Below are 17,512 nucleotides of genomic sequence, written 5' to 3'. Positions count from 1 at the left end.
AGGGTGCCCGTGGGGCGGGCAGGCACCGTCAGAGCGGCATTGCCGGTGTGATCGCGCTGAGGTCCAGATACCCTTCTTTCAAAGGCGGACACCAATAATAGCCACCGGTCAACGGTGTGCTGATGCGATATAAACCATCGACAATCCCGTCTTCCAGTCCACTCATACGGCGCAGTTGCGCTTCGAATGCGTCGAAGGAATGGCCGAAGGCGAGAAACATCAGCCCCGCCTGGCCGTTCTCGGCCCATGGCATCGAACGACGTACCACGAACGCCTGCGGGGTGAAGCTTTCCTGCGCGGTGCGCTTGGTATGGGCCGAGTCGGGGGCGTCGTCGAGCTCTTCGTTGTCGCCATGGCGGCGGCCGATGATGTGGTCGCGCTCCTGGGCCGGTAGCGCAGCGAAACCGTCGAGGTCGTGCTGCCACTGCTGGATGGCGGCGAAGCTGGCGCCGCTGTCTGTGAAGGCCGCTTCCACGGCCGCATCGTCGTGAGGGTTCTCGGTGCCGTCTTCATAGTCGGTCAAGTCGAAACCGGTCTTGTAGCGAAAGCCTTCGGTCATCTGTACCAGACGCAACGCCGGCGCCAGGGCTTTTTCGAACGCGCGGCTGCGCAACAGCAATTCACCACGGTCCACGCCATGCAACCATACCCACAGAGCCTGCTGAGTGGACGGGTTGTGCGCACCCGGGCCGCTGATGGCCGGGAAGCTGCGCAGCCCTTCGATGCCTGCGCCCAGCGCGCTTACCAGAGGCTTACCGAAACCGACCACCGCCGCCGAATCCGTCAACTGCACCAGCGCGTCCAGCGCAGCAGGCAAGGCATCCTGGGACTCGAGGGCAAAAAACAGATGGCGTGCCTGCAACGGCACTGGTGCGGCAAGAATGCCCGGCTGGTACTGACTCATGTGAACTCCTTCAAGAAAGCCGCGCAGTTTATCCCGAAGCACCCTGAATGCGCAGGAGAAAGCGCGCAAGCCTTGCCACAGAGCCCTTGTATGGGTGACTCTCTAGTCATGATTTGCAACTATTCCAGGGGTAGCGACATGACCACCAGCAACCTGCTCACCCAGCTGTTTCCCGCCTCCACCGCAGAGATTCCCGAACAATTTCGCTTGGCGGCGCCGATTGAACAGCGTGATTACCTGGTCGATGGCCAGTTGCGGGTGTGGAATGGCCCGCTGGCGCGCGTGCAAAGCCCTGTGCAACTGGGCGACGAACGCGTGCACATCGGCAGCACGCCGCTGCTGGACGCCGAGACCGCCCTCAGCGCCCTCGACGCCGCCGTGCGCGCCTATGACCGGGGCCAGGGAGAGTGGCCGACCCTGCGCGTGGCCGAGCGCATCCAACACGTGGAAGCCTTCCTGCGGCGCATGCGCGAACAGCGCGACGCGGTGGTCAAGCTGTTGATGTGGGAGATCGGCAAGAACCTCAAGGACTCACAGAAAGAGTTCGACCGCACCTGCGACTACATCACCGACACCATCAATGCCCTCAAGGAGCTCGACCGCCGCAGCAGTCGCTTCGAGCTGGAGCAGGACACCCTTGGGCAAATCCGCCGCGTGCCCCTGGGCGTGGCGCTGTGCATGGGACCTTACAACTACCCGCTGAACGAAACGTTCACCACGCTGATCCCGGCGCTGATCATGGGCAATACCGTGGTATTCAAGCCGGCCAAGCTCGGCGTGCTGTTGATCCGCCCGTTGCTGGAGGCGTTCCGCGACAGCTTCCCGGCCGGGGTGATCAACGTGATCTATGGCAGCGGCCGCGAAACCGTGAGCGCGCTGATGGCCAGCGGCAAGATCGACATCTTTGCGTTCATCGGCACCAACAAGGCCGCCAGCGACCTGAAAAAACTGCATCCAAAACCCCACCGTCTGCGCGCCGCACTGGGCCTGGATGCGAAAAACCCGGGCATCGTGCTGCCCGAGGTTGATCTCGACAATGCGGTCAGCGAAGCGCTCACCGGCTCGCTGTCGTTCAACGGCCAGCGCTGCACTGCCCTGAAGATCCTGTTTGTGCATGAGGACGTGGTCGACAGCTTTATCGAAAAATTCAACGCCAGGCTGGCGACGCTCAAGCCCGGCATGCCCTGGGATGACAGCGTGGCGCTGACCCCGCTGCCGGAAGTGGGCAAGGTGGATTACCTCAATGACCTGGTGGCCGATGCCGCACAGTACGGCGCCCGAGTGGTGAATGCCAACGGCGGTGCAAGCCGTGGGTCATTCTTCTATCCGGCAGTGCTGTACCCGGTGAACCCGCAGATGCGCGTGTACCACGAAGAACAATTCGGCCCCGTGGTGCCGATCGTGCCCTACCGTGACCTGGAGACGGTGATCGACTACGTACTGGACTCGGACTTCGGCCAGCAATTGAGCCTGTTCGGCACCAACGCGGTTGAGGTCGGGCGACTGGTGGATACCTTCGCCAACCAGGTCGGCCGGATCAACATCAACGCCCAGTGCCAGCGCGGGCCGGACACCTTCCCCTTCAACGGGCGCAAGAACTCGGCCGAGGGTACGTTGTCGGTACATGACGCGCTGCGCGTGTTCTCGATCCGCACCCTGGTGGCGACCAAGTTCCAGGAGAGCAACAAGGCGTTGCTCAGCGAGATCCTGCGCAACCGTGACTCGAGCTTCATCAGCACCGACTACATCTTCTAAGATCACCTCGGTCAAAATAGGTGGGAGAGGCTTGCCCTGATGCCAGTCAGTTAAGGCTTATTGTAGGAGCGAGGGGGGCGCCTAGCTCTTGCTCGCGAAAAACCTCAACGATAACGCGTGCTTTCTGAATGAACGCGGTGCCTGTGAGTTTCTCGCGAGCAAGCTCGCTCCTACAGACAGCGGTGTACGCTTGACTGACTGACATTAGGGCAAGCCCCCTCTCACATTGGATCGGTTTGCCCTGACTAATGAGGCCCCTTCAATACCGATGAACCTGCCCCTTTTCGCCCGGCGCCTGTTACGCCCCCTGCTCGACCCGTACCGGCGCTATCGCCACGCCAAGCTGATCCACGCCGTGCGCGTGTCCATCGGCCTATTGGCGACGATCCTGCTGACCAGCGGCCTCAACCTGCCGCATGGCGAGTGGGCGTCGGTGACCATGCTGATCGTGATCGGCGGCCTGCAGCACCACGGCAATATCGGCAAGAAGGCCGTGGAGCGCGCGTACGGTACGCTGATCGGCGCCAGCGTCGGTTTGCTGCTGGTGGTGCAACAAGCCTACTTCGGCCAGCCATTCCTGACTTACCTGCTGATGTCAGCGGTGTGCGGGTTCTTTTCCTACCATGCCATCGGCAAGGGCGGCTATATCGCGCTGCTGTCGGCGATCACGGTGTTTATCGTCGCCGGGCACGGCGACAACCCGATCTCGGACGGCCTGTGGCGCACCGTCGATATCCTGATCGGCATCGCACTGGCGCTGGCGTTTTCCTTCGCCCTGCCGCTGTACGCGGTGTACTCGTGGCGCTACAACCTGGCCAGCGCCCTGCGCGATTGTGCGGCGATCTACAGCCGCATCATCAATGGCCAATCAGTCACCGACGATGAGCACTTCAAGCTGCTCAACCGCTTGAACGCGGCGATGCTGCAACTGCGCTCGCTGATGCCGTCGGTGTCCAAGGAAGTGCGCATTTCCATGACTGAACTGGACACCCTTCAGCGGCATTTGCGCCTGTGTATGAGCACCCTGGAGATTCTCGGCAATACCCGGCCGGACCCTCGGGATGAGCAGGCGACAGCGCGAATGCAACTGATGCTGAAGGCCGAGCACCGGCAAATTCGCGTGCAGTTGGTGGGGATGGCGCGGGCGTTGAAATCGGGAGTGACGGAGCGATTGGAGCGAGAGGCGCCACCCATGACAGGTGAAACCGAAATGCAGGCGCCGGTGTACAACGCATTGGACGGGTATCGGCTGCTGACATTGCAATTGGCAACCAACGTGGATGCGCTGCGCCAGCGGTTGGCCCAGTCATCCAGACGCTGGAACATCTAGGTGAGGAAGGACCGTCTGCGCAGACGCATGACGGCCTTCCCTTGACGGCACAGCCTTGGGTTTACCTGCGGATAACGCCGATGCCGAGTGGTTTGGTAAACACATTATCCTGCAGCACAGTCTGCGCGCCAGTGGCCAGGTTCATCCCGTAATACCAACTGAAGCCGTAGATGTCTTTGTGGGAGAGTGAAATCGACCAATAATCGGCATTCCCCATCGGCCAACGGTTGCCACAGGCAGCCCTGATTGCATACAGCTCGTCGATATAGACCGAGGTCAGGCCTCGACTCACGGCGCTTGAGCGGATGTCACTCAATGTCCCTCCTCCCAGGCCATAGACGTGCCAGACCTCGTAGCCACTGACCGTGCAATTCCTCGTCTGGGGCGGCGAAGCACTGTCAGAAACCGTTATCACGCATTCACCGTTGCCTCGCAATGAAACAAAGCCGCTCGAGTCAACGACCGCCACCGCACTATTGCTGCTTGAGTACCGATACGGCGGGGTCCCTCCTGAGGCATTGATTCGAACCGAATTGCCCGCATCGAAGTTCGGCAGGATGGTGGGATAGTCCGGCAGTATGTAGGTGGTTGCATCGAGATAAACGTACGTTTGGTCGATCACCAATGGCGAGGTGAGACTGATGGTGTACTCCGTGTCTGGAAAGCTCACCGCCGCAAACTCATCTTTGATGCCGGGCTGATAGTTGACCTTGGTGCTGACTGTGATTCGAGCGCCGTCCGGCAGGCTCTGCAGCCAATCACGGGATACCGGCACGTTCGCCAACCCGTTGGCTTGCTCTATCGCATTGATGGGATGGTTTTGCAGCAACACCAACGGCACGACCCCTGGGCTGTCGGTGGTGATTGTCGACCAGACGTGCTGGTTTTCCACACTCAGGCGCCATTTGGGCGAGCCGGCCAGCGCATCGCCGGTCAATGCGGGTGGATTGATGCTGGCGCCGTGAGGGATGTAATTGATCAGTACGCGCGGCAAATCGTCCGGCGCAAGGCTGCCAACCATGACCCTCTGCACTTCGGAAGAACCCTCGCCACCGCTTGCCAGTACGACGGAATATTGCAGGCTCACGATACTGTTGACGCTGCTGCCCAGGATCAGATTATTGATATTGAACGTGACCGTACCGCCGTCCAGCCCGTCTTGAGGGCCGAGGTAGAACTGCGTTCCGTCCGCATGGATCCAACGCAGGATCACACTGTCGGTACCGCCCTTATTCATACCGGGATAACTGACGTTGACTTGGCATTTGTTCTCAACCGTCAGCGGATCGATCGATACAACCGGCCCGGTGGCTGGTATGGAATCCTTGATGCCAGGGTGCGGGAAGATGTGCTGTTGCCGTTGAATCCTGTGGTGGCGGACATCAAACAGCACAGCGTCTTCAAATTTGCCGGTGCGATTGAAGGTCACCCAGAAGCTGATCGTCAGATCAGACCCCTCCTGCAAATTGCGCAAGGCCAGGACCGGTGTGTCACTGGCAATGCCGTTGAGAACCTCGTCGGCATTAACGTCGCGCCCTCGATAGACTTCGTTGAGATAGGGCGCGCCGTTGCTGCGCACACCTTCATAGTTAAACCACATACGCTGCCCCAGGAAGGCATACGGCCAGGCAGGCACGCGTGTTTCATCGAAGTCCTGAAGCAACGGAACCTCCAGCACCGCACTGTCACCAATGCTGTCGATTACCGGCCCAGCCAGATGACGCGGCGGCAACAGGCGCACCTCCAGGACCGGCGAGTCGGTTGCAAAACCGTTGCGGACCACCTCAAAGAACACCTTGATGGTGCGTCCCAAAGGGTGGAGGTTGAAACCGATCACCTGGGTTGGGACGGTGAAATCGATAAAGTCGCCGGCCTGGTTGTCTTTGGACTGCGAGTGAGTGCCTTCTTCGGGCAAGCCCTCACAATGCATCACAACCTTGTCCATGCGCTTGATCTGGTCGTACCGCACCCGCACCGTCGCACCGTTTGGCCAGCACCGCGCGGGATCAAGCTCGTCAGGGTCGGTGGTCGCCTCCAGAACCTGGGGCGCAAACAGCTCACCCAGGGCCGTGCCAATCGTCACCAGCAGGTCCTCGGAATACTGAACGGCGCCAAAACGATCACGCAGGTAACTGACCGTCAGCGTGCCGTCCAGGTTACCCAGAAACAACTGCAGGGGAATATCCAGCAACAACGGATTGGGCGGTGGCGCGCCCAAGGTGTATTGGAACTGTACTACGCCACTCGAGGAGCCCGTGTATTTGACGATGATGATATCGCCCTGTTTGAACTCGGTGCGTAACTCGAGAGTGCCGACACTGCCCACCGTAGCGGGGTCGACATTGCCGTTGACTGCCTCGTGGATGATCGGCGCAGGCAAATCAAGCGCGGCTCGCCCGATCTGCACGTACAGGCGCTCCGACTCGCGTACGTCGTTGGCGCCGGAAACCTCATAGTGCACATTCGTATTGCCCAGACCCTCGAACTTACTGTATTCGGCGTTGGCGAAATCGCGAGTGCGTACATGGGTGCCGGCAAGCCGCGTAGACGACACGCGTTCCACCGTACCGTCCATGCGTTGCCCCTCAATTTGGACTTTAAGGCCGTCGCCCGGATCGCCGGGTGGCTGGTAATCCGGCATCTGCGCGGTAATACGCGCATGGTCTGGCGCGATGAAGGGGCCAAAGGCCTCTCTGACGATGGGTTTGGGCAATTCGTAGCGACGGCCGATTACGTTGACGGTCAATTTCTTTGACCGCAACGGCGCCACGCCAGCTCTTACGCGCTCGTAATAGACGGTCAACGAGCTTTGAATGAGGGACCGCACCCGTTCGTTTCTAATGGGAAAGTCGTTGTACCCACGGATCATGTCCTGTTGAAGCGATTCAGTCATGAATTCGCCGCCGGGGGTGGTGCCTCGCACCGTCAAGCGAATGACATCACCGGTCTGGAAGTTCGGGTCATTGCGGGCAACGAATACCGAGGCCGTCGCCGGGCTTCGGCCCAGCGCATCGGCATCCAGTGTCAGGCTGGCGGCGTCGGCCTCGACAATTTCAGGTGGCGCAAGCGGCTCAATATCCTCCAGGTCGACTTGCACCAGCAGCGGCCTGGACTTGTGTTCCAGCGAACCGGAAATATTCTGCACTTCGTCCAGCACGTAGAACTGCACGACGTACTGGCCATTGTCGAGCGCGTTCAAAAACTGCGGGTCGATCCGAAACTGCACGTCACTTCCCACCTGGCTCTCGGTCACTGGCGCGAGGGGATAAAGATGCTCCCCGAAGAACAGCCGCACACTGTCGTTGACGCGCATGTTCTTCCAGGCCTTGATGGTGGCCGTCACATTGTCCACCACCGTGCTATCAATGGCGGTGTGCGAAAGCGTCAACACCAGCTCGGAATGCCAACCATCACCGGGCATTTCGTCTTCTGCGCCTGGACGTGTGTCCTTGATGAACACGACTTGCGGGACAGACGTCCGAGGCGTGGATGACCCGCGCTTGCGGACCTCGCCATATACGTTTGGGATAAAGCCCAACTGCAAGAACTGCCGGGGAATGGTCAGGTAAAACTGGTCGTTGTTGACGGTCGTGACGTCAACAGTATCTTCGGCCAATATGATGCCGTTCATTCTTATCGAGTAAACATCCGCGACCGAGACCTCACCCAGTACGGGATCATCCCAGCGACTGAAAATATAGTGCAAGCCATCTTCGATATGGCGTATGCCCAGCCCGTAAGCAGCGTTTTGCACCGGCACGACCTGTCGGGGCGAGGTGAAGGGTGGCTCCAGGTTTTCGAGGATCATGACCCCCGGCTGAGTGGGAGACTCTTTCGGCTGGGCCGGCGCTACCAATACAGGCAAGGGGCGTGGAACAAGGGGGGTGGCAGACATGAGAAGCCTCCAGATTGATCAGCGTGCAGCCAGCACACGCGCCTGGAAACAGGAGACACTTGCCCATATCGAACGTCTAGCTGTGAGAGTTGACAGTAGCGACCAATGGCATCGCCATGCCGGCTGCCATTTTTTAAAGGGTGCCAACGCACTTTCACACTTTCTCTTACATATTTTTCACGTTTTATTCACAAGCCGAGACGTAGTGTGAAGCCTCATCCGTTACAAACGTTGCATATCAAGCCCGCCGCCCCAGCGGGCTTTTTTTTGCCCTGGATTTGGCCTAGCGCGCAACCGTGGCGGCGGGGGCATTCGCCTGCTCGCGAATCGCCCGCTGGGTCTGCAGCACTTTAGCCAATGCTACCTCGGCCTCGGCGCTTTGTTGCGGTACCCGAATCGCCGCCGACACCAGGGTAATCAGCTTGGCCATCACCTCGGCGTCCGTGGCCGGGCGGCCCAGGCTCATGGAGTTCATCAGCAGGCGCAATTCGGTGCCGGCCATCACCCCGGAAATCGCCTTGAGGGCAAATTGCAGGCGCACACCCAATTCGTTGCGCGGCAGATCCGGCAGCGCCAGGGCAAACGCTTCGAAGAAACGTTGGAACACCGGCTGGTAATGGACCTTGAGGTATTCCTGGATGAAGGGCGAGGTGTCGCTATAGACCCGGCCCAGGAAGCGAATGAATGAACGCCCTTCCCCGCTGGCGGGATCGCTGCGCTCCATCCCCATGGCGGGGGCGAACAGCACACCCAGCAGCGTGTCGCAGTCGAGCGGGCCGTCGGCTTCGGCTTCACAACGCGCCAGCAATTCCAGGCGTTGCTCATTGAGCGGCTCGAGGCGCTGCATCAGCAGGGTTTTCATCAGGGAATCCTTGTCCCCGAAGTGATAGTTCACCGCGGCCAGGTTCACCTGGGCACGCTCGGTAATCTGCCGTAATAAAACAGCGTCATATCCGTACTTAATAAAGAGAGCCTCTGTCGCATCCAGCAGTCGAGTCTTGGTAATGTTTGGAGCGCTGAGTTTCTTCGCGGCCATAAGGGTTCCACGGGGGAAATATTGTTTTAAAAAATATTTTGATTTTTTTATACCGGGGCCTTCGTTCGAATGCAAGTAATGACACGGTGCCATGTGATCGAAAGCCTCTGCATACCGCGATGTCGAAGGTGGCCAACGGCTTTTCGCGCACCGAGTAATGCGTTTGAAAAGGTCACTGCGACGCCTTAAACCGCTCTAAATCCACCGCTGGCGAAGCGCAATGAACGCGGTTACTATTCAAAGAATTTTTTAAAAACAAGAAAATAATGAGTCTCTGACGGGCACTGTCAGCTCCCCAACTTGTTACAACGTTTTACGGGGTAGCACCGCACCATTGAGACGGCAGGCGTAGTCATGATCACAGAGCCCTCCGCGCACCCCAACCTGATTTCCTTGCAGGGCATCGGCAAAAGCTATCAGCTTGCCGGGCAACACCTGTCGATTCTGAATGACGTGTGCCTGTCCATCGCCAGCGGTGACAGCTGCGGCATCCTCGGCGCGTCCGGCTCCGGCAAAAGCACCCTGCTCAATATCCTCGGCCTGTTGGATCTGCCCAACTGCGGCCAGTATCGCTTCGCCGGTCACGATATTTTCAACAGCAGCCCCGATGAACTGGCGGCGATCCGCAACCAGCAGATCGGTTTCGTGTTCCAGAGCTTCAACCTGCTGCCGCGCCTCAGCGCTCTGGACAACGTCGCGCTGCCCCTCAGTTACCGCGGCGTATCCCGCCATGAATCGGTGGAACAGGCCTTGCGCATGCTTGAGCAAGTCGGCCTGGCCGAGCGTGCCCACCACCGCCCGGCCGACCTTTCCGGTGGTCAACGCCAGCGCGTCGCCATCGCGCGGGCGCTGGTCGGCAAACCCTCGGTAATCCTCGCCGACGAGCCCACCGGCAACCTCGACAGCAGCACCGCCCAGGACATCATGGACCTGCTTCTGGCGCTCAATCGCGAACAACAGGTGACGCTGATCATCGTCACCCATGATGCGCACATCGCCGAGCGGCTGGAGCGCAAGATCCTGGTGTGCAACGGCGTGGTGCACGAGGCCGAGCGCCTATGAGCCTGCGGGTCGAACAGAGTCTGAGCCAACTGCTGCATGAAGCGTTTATCAGCCTGCGCATCCTGGGCAAACGCTCGGTGCTGGCGCTGCTGGGTATCGTGATCGGCAGTTCGTCGGTGGTCGCGTTGATCAATATCGGCCATAACGCCGCAGTGGATGCCGCCATGATTTTCAAGGACATGGGCACCGACACCCTGATCGTCCAGTTCCCGCCCAAAGGCAGCGGCAACGTGCCGATGCGCACCCGGCTCGACCTGGGCGCGGTGCGCCAGGCCGTACCGGGCATTGCGCACATCGGCGCGCTCAGCTTGTTCAGCGGGCCCATCGTGTTCCATGGCCGCACCGCCAATGCCAACTTCGTCGGCACCACACCGGATGTGCAGGCGGCCATGCGCCTGGTGGTGCGTGAGGGGCGTTTTCTATCGGCCTTCGATGCCAACCAGACCTATGCCGTGATCGGTGACCAGGTCGCCCAGGCCCTCGGCGCCCCCGGTGAACCACTCAAACCGGGTGACCGCGTGCGCATCAACGACTACCTGTTCCTGATCATCGGCATCCTGCGCAACCAGCCACGCGCGATGCTGATGCCGGTGCAAGCCAATGAATCGCTGTTCATTCCCGCCGAGGGCATGCGGCGCATCTTTGCCAACCCGCAGATCAACAACGTCATCATCCGAGCTCAGCCAGGGCAAGACATGGAACGTGTGGCACGGGACGCCGCCGCCGCGTTGCAACCACAACTGACCGAGCACAACGTCGACATCACAGTGCCCCAGCAAATGATCGATGGCATGACCCGCCAAAGCCGCACCTTCGCCTACCTGCTGCTGGCCCTCGGCGCGATTTCCCTGGTGGGCGGCGGTGTCGGGGTGATGAATGTGATGCTGATGAACGTGTCCGAGCGCCGTCGCGAGATCGGCATTCGCATGGCCCTGGGCGCTCGGCAACGGGATATCCGCAACCTGTTCCTGCTCGAAGCCATCACCTTGACTGCCGTCGGCGCAGTGTGCGGCGCAGTACTGGGCATGACCGCCGCCTGGCTCTACGCCTGGCTGTCGGGCTGGGCGTTTTCCCTGGCGGTGTCCGCCCTGCCCCTGGGCGTTGGCAGTACATTGCTGGTGGGCTTGTTCTTTGGCATCTACCCGGCGGTCTCGGCCTCACGCCTGCAGCCGGTGGAGGCCTTGCGCGATGAGTAGATGGTTACTGCTGCTGGCACTGATCAGCCTGCCCGCCATGGCCGCCGAGGTGGTGATCAAGCCCTCGGCGCCCAGCACTACCCGCAGCGGCTACGACCGGGGCGTATCGCTCAATGCCCAGGTGACCACCTTGACCCTGGGCGACGCGGTGTACCTGGGCCTGCGCAACAACCCGGCGATCCGCAGCGCCTACCTGCAGCGAGTCGCGCAGAAGTTCGACCTGCGGGTCGCCGAAGATGTGTTCAACCCCAAGCTCACCCTCAACAGTTATTACCGTGGCACACGCGGTTCCCAGGACAGCGCGCGCAACGCCAACCTGGCGCCGTCCACCAGCCTGCTCGGCGAATACGGTACGCGCCTGAGCATGGCCTGGACCCAGCAGCTGAACAACGCCGACCGTGCCGGCCGTTACCGCAGCGACGGCCTCGACCTGGCCATCATCCAGCCACTGATGCGTGGCGCCGGCTGGGACGCCACCACCGCGCCGCTGCGCCTGTCACGCCTGGCGGAACAGGCCAACCGTCTCAACCTCAAGGCCACCGTGGCACAAACCATCAGCCAGATTATCGCCACGTACCGCGAGTTGCTGCGGGCCCAGGAACAGCAGGTGATCGTGCAGGACGCGCTCAAGCGCTCCAACACCTTGCTGGAGGTGAACAAGGCGTTGATCAGCGCCGGGCGAATGGCCGAATTCGAGATCGTGCAGACCGAAGCCGACATCGCCACCCAGCAATTGGGCGTGGAGGAAGCGCAGAACCAGCTCGATACCAGTCGCCTGGCCCTGTTGCGCCTCTTGGCCCTGGACCTGTCCACACCGATTCGCGCCACCGAAGCGTTGGAGGCCCGGCCCATGGAAATCGACAAGCGCCAGGCGTTCAACCTCGCGCAAAGCCAGCAACCGGAATACCTTGCCGCCCTGCTCGGCAGCCAGCGGGCCGACCTCAATCTGGTGATCGCCAAGGATTCGGGGCGCTGGCAAGTGGACCTGGTGGCAGGCGCGAACCAGGTGCGCGACGCAAACGACAGCGATAATGGCCGCACCCATAACCGCAGCTGGGACAGCTACGCCGGCGTACAGGTGCAGATCCCCATCGGCGATATCAGCACGCGCCAGGCCGAAGTCAGGGCCCGGGTGGATGTCGAGGACCAGGAAATCCGTATCACCGACGCCCGCCAGGAACTCGAGCGCAGCGTCAACGATGTGGTGCGCGACCTCGGCACCCGCTGGCGCCAGTACGAGATCGCCCAGCGCGCCGTGGACCTGTCGCGGCGCAAGATCGAGATTGAACGGGAAAAACTCAGCGCCGGGCGCTCCACCAACTTCCAGGTGCTGAGCTTCGAAACTGACCTGCGCAACGCCGAGAACGCGCGGCTCAATGCGCTGATCGCCTATTTGAACGCTCAGACCCAGCTTGACTTGACGCTGGGCATGACCCTGGAAAGTTGGGAAATCGCCCTCAATGACTACTAATCGCAAACGCCTGCTGGGCGCTGTGTTGATCCTGCTGGTGGCAGGCGTCGGGCTGGTCCTGCGCACCCCGGCCGAGAGCCCGGCCAGCGCCGGTGACGAACAATGGCTGGCGGTGAAGCCCGACCCGTTGGTGCATCAGATCGGCCTGGTGGGCAAGATCGAGCCCGACACCACCGTCACCCTCACCGCACCGTTCGACGGCAATGTACTGGCCAACCTGGTTGAGCAAGGCCAGCGCGTCGAGGCCGGCCAGGTACTGTTACGCATGGACCCGGCCACCGTCGAAGTGCAACTGCGCGACGCCCTCTCGGCTCAGCTCAAGGCGCGGCGCACCGTGCAGGAAATGCAGGACTGGGACAGCAGCGCCGCCGTCAGCCGCGCCCGGCGCAGCCTGCGCACCGCAGAAATGAACGCCGGCAATACCCGGCGCAAGCTCACCGAAAGCGAAAACCTGTTCAAGCGCGGCATCATCCCGCGTAACGAACTCGACGACCTCCAGCAACAGACCCAGCAGCAGCAACTGGACCTGGCAGCGGCACGCAGTGAACTGCAACAGGCGCTGGAACAAGGCAAGGGCGAATACCGACAGATCGCCGATATAGAGCTGACCAATGCCACGGTCAAATACGACGCCCTGCGCAAGCTGCTCGAAGGCAAGGAGGTCAAGGCGCCCTTCTCCGGCATCGTCGTGCCCGCACCCGGCAACAGCACTGCGTCCCAAAGCGGCGTCAGCAACAACGCACCGGTACAAGCCGGCAGCAAGGTCAGTCAAGGTCAGGTGTTGTTTGGCCTGGCCAATATCGAACATTTGAAAATCGTCGCCAAGGTCTCCGAACTGGACATCAATCAACTGCATCAGGGCCAGGCGGTGGAGGTGATGGGCGATGGTTTCGACGGTGAGCGGCTGACGGGTTCGGTGAGCGTGGTCAGCGGCCTGGCGATCGCCAATGACAGCCAGGGCAGCGCGCAGTTTCCGGTAACGTTGTCGATCCCCAGCCTCACGCCGCAGCAGGTGCAGCAGGTGCGGCTGGGGATGAGTGCGCGGTTGACCATTGTTACCTATAACAATGACCAGGCGATTGTGGTGCCAAGCGCGGCGATCGGGCCCGATATGACGGTTGAATATCGGGAGTCGATGGACCAGCCGGTGGAACGGGTGAAGGTGACGACCGGGCAATCGACGCCCCAGGGCGTTGAAGTGTTTGGCCTCAAGCCCGGACTGGTGAAAATCTCAAAGTAAATGCAGATCCAAATGTGCGAGGGGGCTTGCCCTGATGCCAGTCTGTAGGAGCGAGCTTGCTCGCTCCTACACTGGCATCAGAGCCTGCCCCCCTCCCACATTTTTTAAATTTGTGTGAGTCTGGCGGCCAGCGCCTTGGCCTGGATCGCCACATCCGTCACCGCCGTACTCTCCCACCACATTCCGCGCAATGGCGGGCCCATGGCGAACAGCCGCCCACTCACCTGGCCCTGGGCATCCAGCACCGCGCCAGAAGTGTCCGCCGCAATCCCCAGCGCCAACGGCCCAGGCTGGACCAACCCGCGCTTGAGCAATTGTTGCGGCAACGGCCGGGCCACGCGGCGCCAGTCGTACTCGATGCCGCTGGAGTTGATCAGCGCCGCGCCGGATACCTGGCTGAGGCTCTGCTCGCCGCGATGACGCACGCCAATGGTCACGCCGCTGGCCGAAGGCAGCAGCCCCTTGAACGACGCGGCGTGAATCCGTAGCCGCCCCTGCGCGTGTAACCGTTCCACCAACTGCGCACTCAACGGCGGCGAACGGTGGTGATGACTTTCCCACCACGGCCGCACATGGCGCACGAACTGACGTTTCTCGCGTGCGCTCGCCTGGCTCCACAACCTTGCGATATGCACCCGGACCGTGTCCAGCGGCGCCTGCCAATCCACACCCTGGGCGAGCGCAATACGGCATTGGCGGCGCACTTCACGCAGCAGCTGCCGAGGGCTGCGCAGCGTGTGATCAGCGCCGAGAAAGTCGTCCCAGCCCGGCGGCTGGCGGCGCACATGGGGCAACAGGCCATGGCGCGAGAACACCTCGATCGGCCCACGATGCCCGGCCTGCTCGAGGGAGACCACGGCATCCACCATGGTCAGCCCGGAGCCGATGATCAGCACGGTCGAGTGCGGGTCGAGCCGGGTCATGGCCTGCACATCCCAGGGGTCTACTGCGGCCGCGTTCAGGCCGCTGGATTCGGTCTGCGGCGTACGCGCTGCCGGGAACATGCCGGTGGCCAATACCGCAAAGGCGCCCCGCAGGCGTTCGCCGTTATCCAGGGTCAACAGGGCGCCGGCCGCGTCGATTTGTACGTCGACCGCCTCTGCACGGATATGCTCGACGGTGGATGCGGACAGCGCTTTGGCCTGCGCCAAGCGCTGCTGCGCGTACAGACCAAAAATGCCCCGTGGCGGGAACAGTTCGCTGATGGGCACAGGCTGTTGCGCCGACTCCGGCCACCCGCCGGCGCCGATGTAGTCGGTGAGCCACTGGGTCAGGTCATCGGCATTGTCCGGGTCGACACTCATGCGCGCCGCATTGCCGTTCAGGGTGTGACCCAGTTCGACCGCACTGTAGGCCTCGCCGCGCCCCAGTTGCGCACGCGGTTCGATCACCAGCAGGCGCCGCCTGCCCGGCAGGCGCAGCAGTTGCACCGCCAGCATCGTGCCGCTCAGGCCGCCGCCGATGATCAGTCCATCAGCGTTGCGGATCGATTCACTCATGCACCTTCGCCCTTACTGTTTGCCCAGATAAATGTCATGCAAGTCACCCCGTCCCAACAGCTCGGCGGCACTGCCACTCAACACCACCCGCCCAGTATCCAGCACGTAGCCCCGGGACGCATAGGTGAGCGCGACATTGATATTCTGCTCGGCGATCAAAAAGCTTACCTGTTGCTCGCGGTTGAGCTGCGCGATGATCGCGAAAATCTCCTGCACGATCATCGGCGCCAACCCCATCGACGGCTCGTCGAGCAGCACCAGGGCCGGACGGGTCATCAACGCCCGGCCAATGGCGACCATTTGCTGCTCGCCACCGGAGGTCAGGCCGGCGCGGGTGTGGCGCTTGGTCTTGAGCCTGGGGAACCAGGTGTAGATGCGCTCCAGATCCTGAGCCAGTTCCCTGCGGCTCAGGCGCCGCACGAAGCCGCCGCTGCGCAGGTTGTCTTCCACTGTGAGCTGGCCGAACACATGCCGGCCTTCCAGCACATGCACCATGCCCTGGCGTACCCGTTGGCTGGGCTCTACGCCCGCCAGGTTCAGGCCCGCGTAGTCGATCCGGCCACGGCTGACTTCGGCGCGCTCGGCCCGCACCAGCCCGGAAATGGCCTTGAGGGTGGTGCTTTTGCCCGCGCCATTGGCGCCGAGCAACGCAACGATGGCGCCCTTGGGCACACTCAGCGACACCCCGGCCACCGCCAGGATCGCCCCGTCATAGACCACTTCGATATCGTCGACCGTCAGCAACGCCGAACGCCCTGGCTCAGTGGCAGGCTGGCTCATGGTTTATTCATCCCCGCTGCAGGTGCGCGGCGTCAGGTGCTTCTCTTTGGCGAACGCGGCGGACTTTTCATCGATCAACGGACGCAACAACGCCCGGTCGGCGGCGATCCAGTCACTGATCAGTGTCCAGTTGGCACCGTCCCACTGCTGCACTCGCGCCGAACCGCCGCCTTCATGGTCGCGGCACGACAGCTTGAGGTTTTGCATCAGGCCCAGGTAGCCCATGTCGTTGAGGCGTGCATCGTCGATATCCAGGTGCTCGAGACCCCAGCGGCCCTCTTCGCCATTGAGCGGGCGCTTGCCAAATTTGGCCTGGGCCGTGCGGATCGCCTCCACGGCCACGGCGGCATTCACCAGGCCCGAGTTGTAGTAGACGCTGCCGAAGTTCTTCAGGTCCTTGAGGTCGCTGTGGCCCTTGTCGAGGATCGCCTGCTTGAGGCGCTTGTGGATCTCGAAGTCGCTGCCTGCCGGGTACGGCGTGAGCGCCAGATAACCTTTGGCGGCAGCACCGGCCGGCAGCACGTCTTCGCTGGAGCTGGCCCAGATATCGCCGATGATATGGTCAACCGGGAAGCCGAAGCGCGCCGCCGTCTTCACCGCCACCGGGGTGGACACGCCCCAGGTGCGCAGGAACACCCAGTCCGGATTGGCCTGGCGTACCTGGCGCCACTGCGCCGATTGCTCGTTGCCGGGGTCGGCCACCGGAATCTGGATATTCTCGAAGCCGTACTTGTCGGCGAGCAACTTCAACGGGCCGAGGGTTTCGCGACCGTAGGCCGAGTCGTGATAGACCGTGGCGATCTTCTTGCCCTTGAGTTTGTCGAAGCCGCCTTCGCGCGCGGCAATGTAGTTCACCAGGGTCGAGGCCTCGCTGTAGAAGGTCAGCATCACCGGGAAGTTGTAGGGAAACACCGTGCCGTCAGTGGCTTCGGTGCGGCCGTAACCCAGGGTGATCAGCGGAATCTTGTCCACCTCTGCCCGTTCACTCAGTGCATAGGCGGCCGGCGCGCCGTTGGGCTGGTACACCGCGACCGGCGCGCCATCCAGGCCATGCTTGAAACGCTCGTAGCATTCGATGCCCTTCTCCGCGGTCCATTCGGTTTCGCACTCCTGCCACACCAGCTTCACGCCGTTGATGCCGCCCTCGACTTCATTGATATAGCGCAGGTAGTCGATCATCCCGGCCCACACCTGCACGCCGCTGGAGGCATAGGCGCCGACACGGTAGGTCGCCAGGGGAATGAATTGCTGGTCCGGCGAGGCCAGGGCCTGGGGCACAGCACCGGTCAGGGCCGCCAGCGCGAACGCGGTGCCGAGCAGGGAACGTTTCAAGGATGCACGCAT

At 61.8% G+C, this 17,512-nt stretch carries 12 protein-coding genes; 6 read left to right on the top strand and 6 right to left on the bottom strand.

Annotated elements, in window-relative coordinates:
- Positions 1-28 precede the first annotated feature (28 nt).
- Positions 29-904 carry a Dyp-type peroxidase gene (locus BFQ04_RS25175; protein ID WP_065953124.1) on the bottom strand — a complete coding sequence of 292 codons (876 nt, stop codon included), beginning with the start codon at positions 902-904 and terminating at the stop codon, positions 29-31.
- Between the two features lie 138 nt (positions 905-1,042).
- On the opposite strand from BFQ04_RS25175, the gene BFQ04_RS25170 reads away from it, so the two are divergent.
- Together BFQ04_RS25170 and BFQ04_RS25165 are read left to right on the top strand one after the other, a co-directional pair.
- On the top strand, positions 1,043-2,659 hold the full coding sequence (locus BFQ04_RS25170; protein ID WP_065953123.1) for an NADP-dependent glyceraldehyde-3-phosphate dehydrogenase: 1,617 nt from the start codon (positions 1,043-1,045) through the stop codon (positions 2,657-2,659).
- Between the two features lie 268 nt (positions 2,660-2,927).
- Positions 2,928-3,989 (top strand): FUSC family protein, encoded by a 1,062-nt coding sequence (locus BFQ04_RS25165; RefSeq protein ID WP_065953122.1) that lies wholly within the window; start codon positions 2,928-2,930, stop codon positions 3,987-3,989.
- Positions 3,990-4,050: 61 nt separating this feature from the next.
- Here the strand turns inward: BFQ04_RS25165 and BFQ04_RS25160 are convergent, their stop codons facing one another.
- Both BFQ04_RS25160 and BFQ04_RS25155 read right to left on the bottom strand, forming a co-directional pair.
- Complete coding sequence (locus tag BFQ04_RS25160; RefSeq protein WP_256544620.1) at positions 4,051-7,884, bottom strand: hypothetical protein; 3,834 nt, start codon at positions 7,882-7,884, stop codon at positions 4,051-4,053.
- Between the two features lie 283 nt (positions 7,885-8,167).
- A complete protein-coding gene (locus BFQ04_RS25155) occupies positions 8,168-8,920 on the bottom strand; it encodes a TetR/AcrR family transcriptional regulator (RefSeq protein ID WP_065953120.1) in 753 nt (250 codons plus the stop codon).
- 354 nt (positions 8,921-9,274) lie between these two features.
- Here BFQ04_RS25155 and BFQ04_RS25150 point away from each other — a divergent pair, with 354 nt between their 5' ends.
- The 4 genes from BFQ04_RS25150 to BFQ04_RS25135 are packed head-to-tail and all read left to right on the top strand — an operon-like array spanning position 9,275 to position 13,889.
- Entirely contained in the window at positions 9,275-9,982 is a 708-nt protein-coding gene (locus tag BFQ04_RS25150) for an ABC transporter ATP-binding protein (RefSeq protein WP_065953119.1), read from the top strand.
- Positions 9,979-11,178, top strand: coding sequence for an ABC transporter permease (locus BFQ04_RS25145; RefSeq protein WP_065953118.1), 1,200 nt, complete (start codon positions 9,979-9,981; stop codon positions 11,176-11,178). Before BFQ04_RS25150 ends, BFQ04_RS25145 begins: the two co-directional genes overlap by 4 nt.
- Positions 11,171-12,649 carry a TolC family protein gene (locus BFQ04_RS25140; protein WP_065953117.1) on the top strand — a complete coding sequence of 493 codons (1,479 nt, stop codon included), beginning with the start codon at positions 11,171-11,173 and terminating at the stop codon, positions 12,647-12,649. The genes BFQ04_RS25145 and BFQ04_RS25140 overlap by 8 nt, the downstream gene beginning before the upstream one ends.
- Positions 12,639-13,889 carry an efflux RND transporter periplasmic adaptor subunit gene (locus tag BFQ04_RS25135; protein ID WP_065953116.1) on the top strand — a complete coding sequence of 417 codons (1,251 nt, stop codon included), beginning with the start codon at positions 12,639-12,641 and terminating at the stop codon, positions 13,887-13,889. The genes BFQ04_RS25140 and BFQ04_RS25135 overlap by 11 nt, the downstream gene beginning before the upstream one ends.
- Before the next feature lie 104 nt (positions 13,890-13,993).
- Here BFQ04_RS25135 and BFQ04_RS25130 read toward each other — a convergent pair whose 3' ends face one another.
- From BFQ04_RS25130 to BFQ04_RS25120, 3 genes are read right to left on the bottom strand one after another with little or no spacing between them, the layout of a single operon-like run.
- On the bottom strand, positions 13,994-15,388 hold the full coding sequence (locus BFQ04_RS25130; protein WP_065953115.1) for an FAD/NAD(P)-binding protein: 1,395 nt from the start codon (positions 15,386-15,388) through the stop codon (positions 13,994-13,996).
- 12 nt (positions 15,389-15,400) lie between these two features.
- Positions 15,401-16,168: an ABC transporter ATP-binding protein gene (locus tag BFQ04_RS25125; protein WP_065953114.1), complete on the bottom strand. Its 768-nt coding sequence runs from the start codon at positions 16,166-16,168 to the stop codon at positions 15,401-15,403.
- Between the two features lie 3 nt (positions 16,169-16,171).
- Positions 16,172-17,512: an ABC transporter substrate-binding protein gene (locus BFQ04_RS25120; protein WP_065953113.1), complete on the bottom strand. Its 1,341-nt coding sequence runs from the start codon at positions 17,510-17,512 to the stop codon at positions 16,172-16,174.

This window comes from Pseudomonas sp. 37 R 15 (assembly GCF_900004865.1).
GTDB classification, from domain to species: Bacteria; Pseudomonadota; Gammaproteobacteria; order Pseudomonadales; family Pseudomonadaceae; genus Aquipseudomonas; species Aquipseudomonas fluorescens_AM.
Note: the sequence above shows the minus strand (reverse complement) of the source record. Positions and strands in the feature narration are given on the sequence as shown.

Bases quoted from the DNA above. Each gene is read 5' to 3' on its own strand.
- BFQ04_RS25135 (WP_065953116.1), top strand. From the start codon at position 12,639: ATGACTACTAATCGCAAACGCCTGCTGGGCGCTGTGTTGATCCTGCTG.
- BFQ04_RS25125 (WP_065953114.1), bottom strand. From the start codon at position 16,168: ATGAGCCAGCCTGCCACTGAGCCAGGGCGTTCGGCGTTGCTGACGGTC.
- BFQ04_RS25160 (WP_256544620.1), bottom strand. From the start codon at position 7,884: ATGTCTGCCACCCCCCTTGTTCCACGCCCCTTGCCTGTATTGGTAGCG.
- BFQ04_RS25155 (WP_065953120.1), bottom strand. From the start codon at position 8,920: ATGGCCGCGAAGAAACTCAGCGCTCCAAACATTACCAAGACTCGACTG.
- BFQ04_RS25175 (WP_065953124.1), bottom strand. From the start codon at position 904: ATGAGTCAGTACCAGCCGGGCATTCTTGCCGCACCAGTGCCGTTGCAG.
- BFQ04_RS25170 (WP_065953123.1), top strand. From the start codon at position 1,043: ATGACCACCAGCAACCTGCTCACCCAGCTGTTTCCCGCCTCCACCGCA.
- BFQ04_RS25145 (WP_065953118.1), top strand. From the start codon at position 9,979: ATGAGCCTGCGGGTCGAACAGAGTCTGAGCCAACTGCTGCATGAAGCG.
- BFQ04_RS25130 (WP_065953115.1), bottom strand. From the start codon at position 15,388: ATGAGTGAATCGATCCGCAACGCTGATGGACTGATCATCGGCGGCGGC.
- BFQ04_RS25120 (WP_065953113.1), bottom strand. From the start codon at position 17,512: ATGCGTGCATCCTTGAAACGTTCCCTGCTCGGCACCGCGTTCGCGCTG.
- BFQ04_RS25140 (WP_065953117.1), top strand. From the start codon at position 11,171: ATGAGTAGATGGTTACTGCTGCTGGCACTGATCAGCCTGCCCGCCATG.
- BFQ04_RS25165 (WP_065953122.1), top strand. From the start codon at position 2,928: ATGAACCTGCCCCTTTTCGCCCGGCGCCTGTTACGCCCCCTGCTCGAC.
- BFQ04_RS25150 (WP_065953119.1), top strand. From the start codon at position 9,275: ATGATCACAGAGCCCTCCGCGCACCCCAACCTGATTTCCTTGCAGGGC.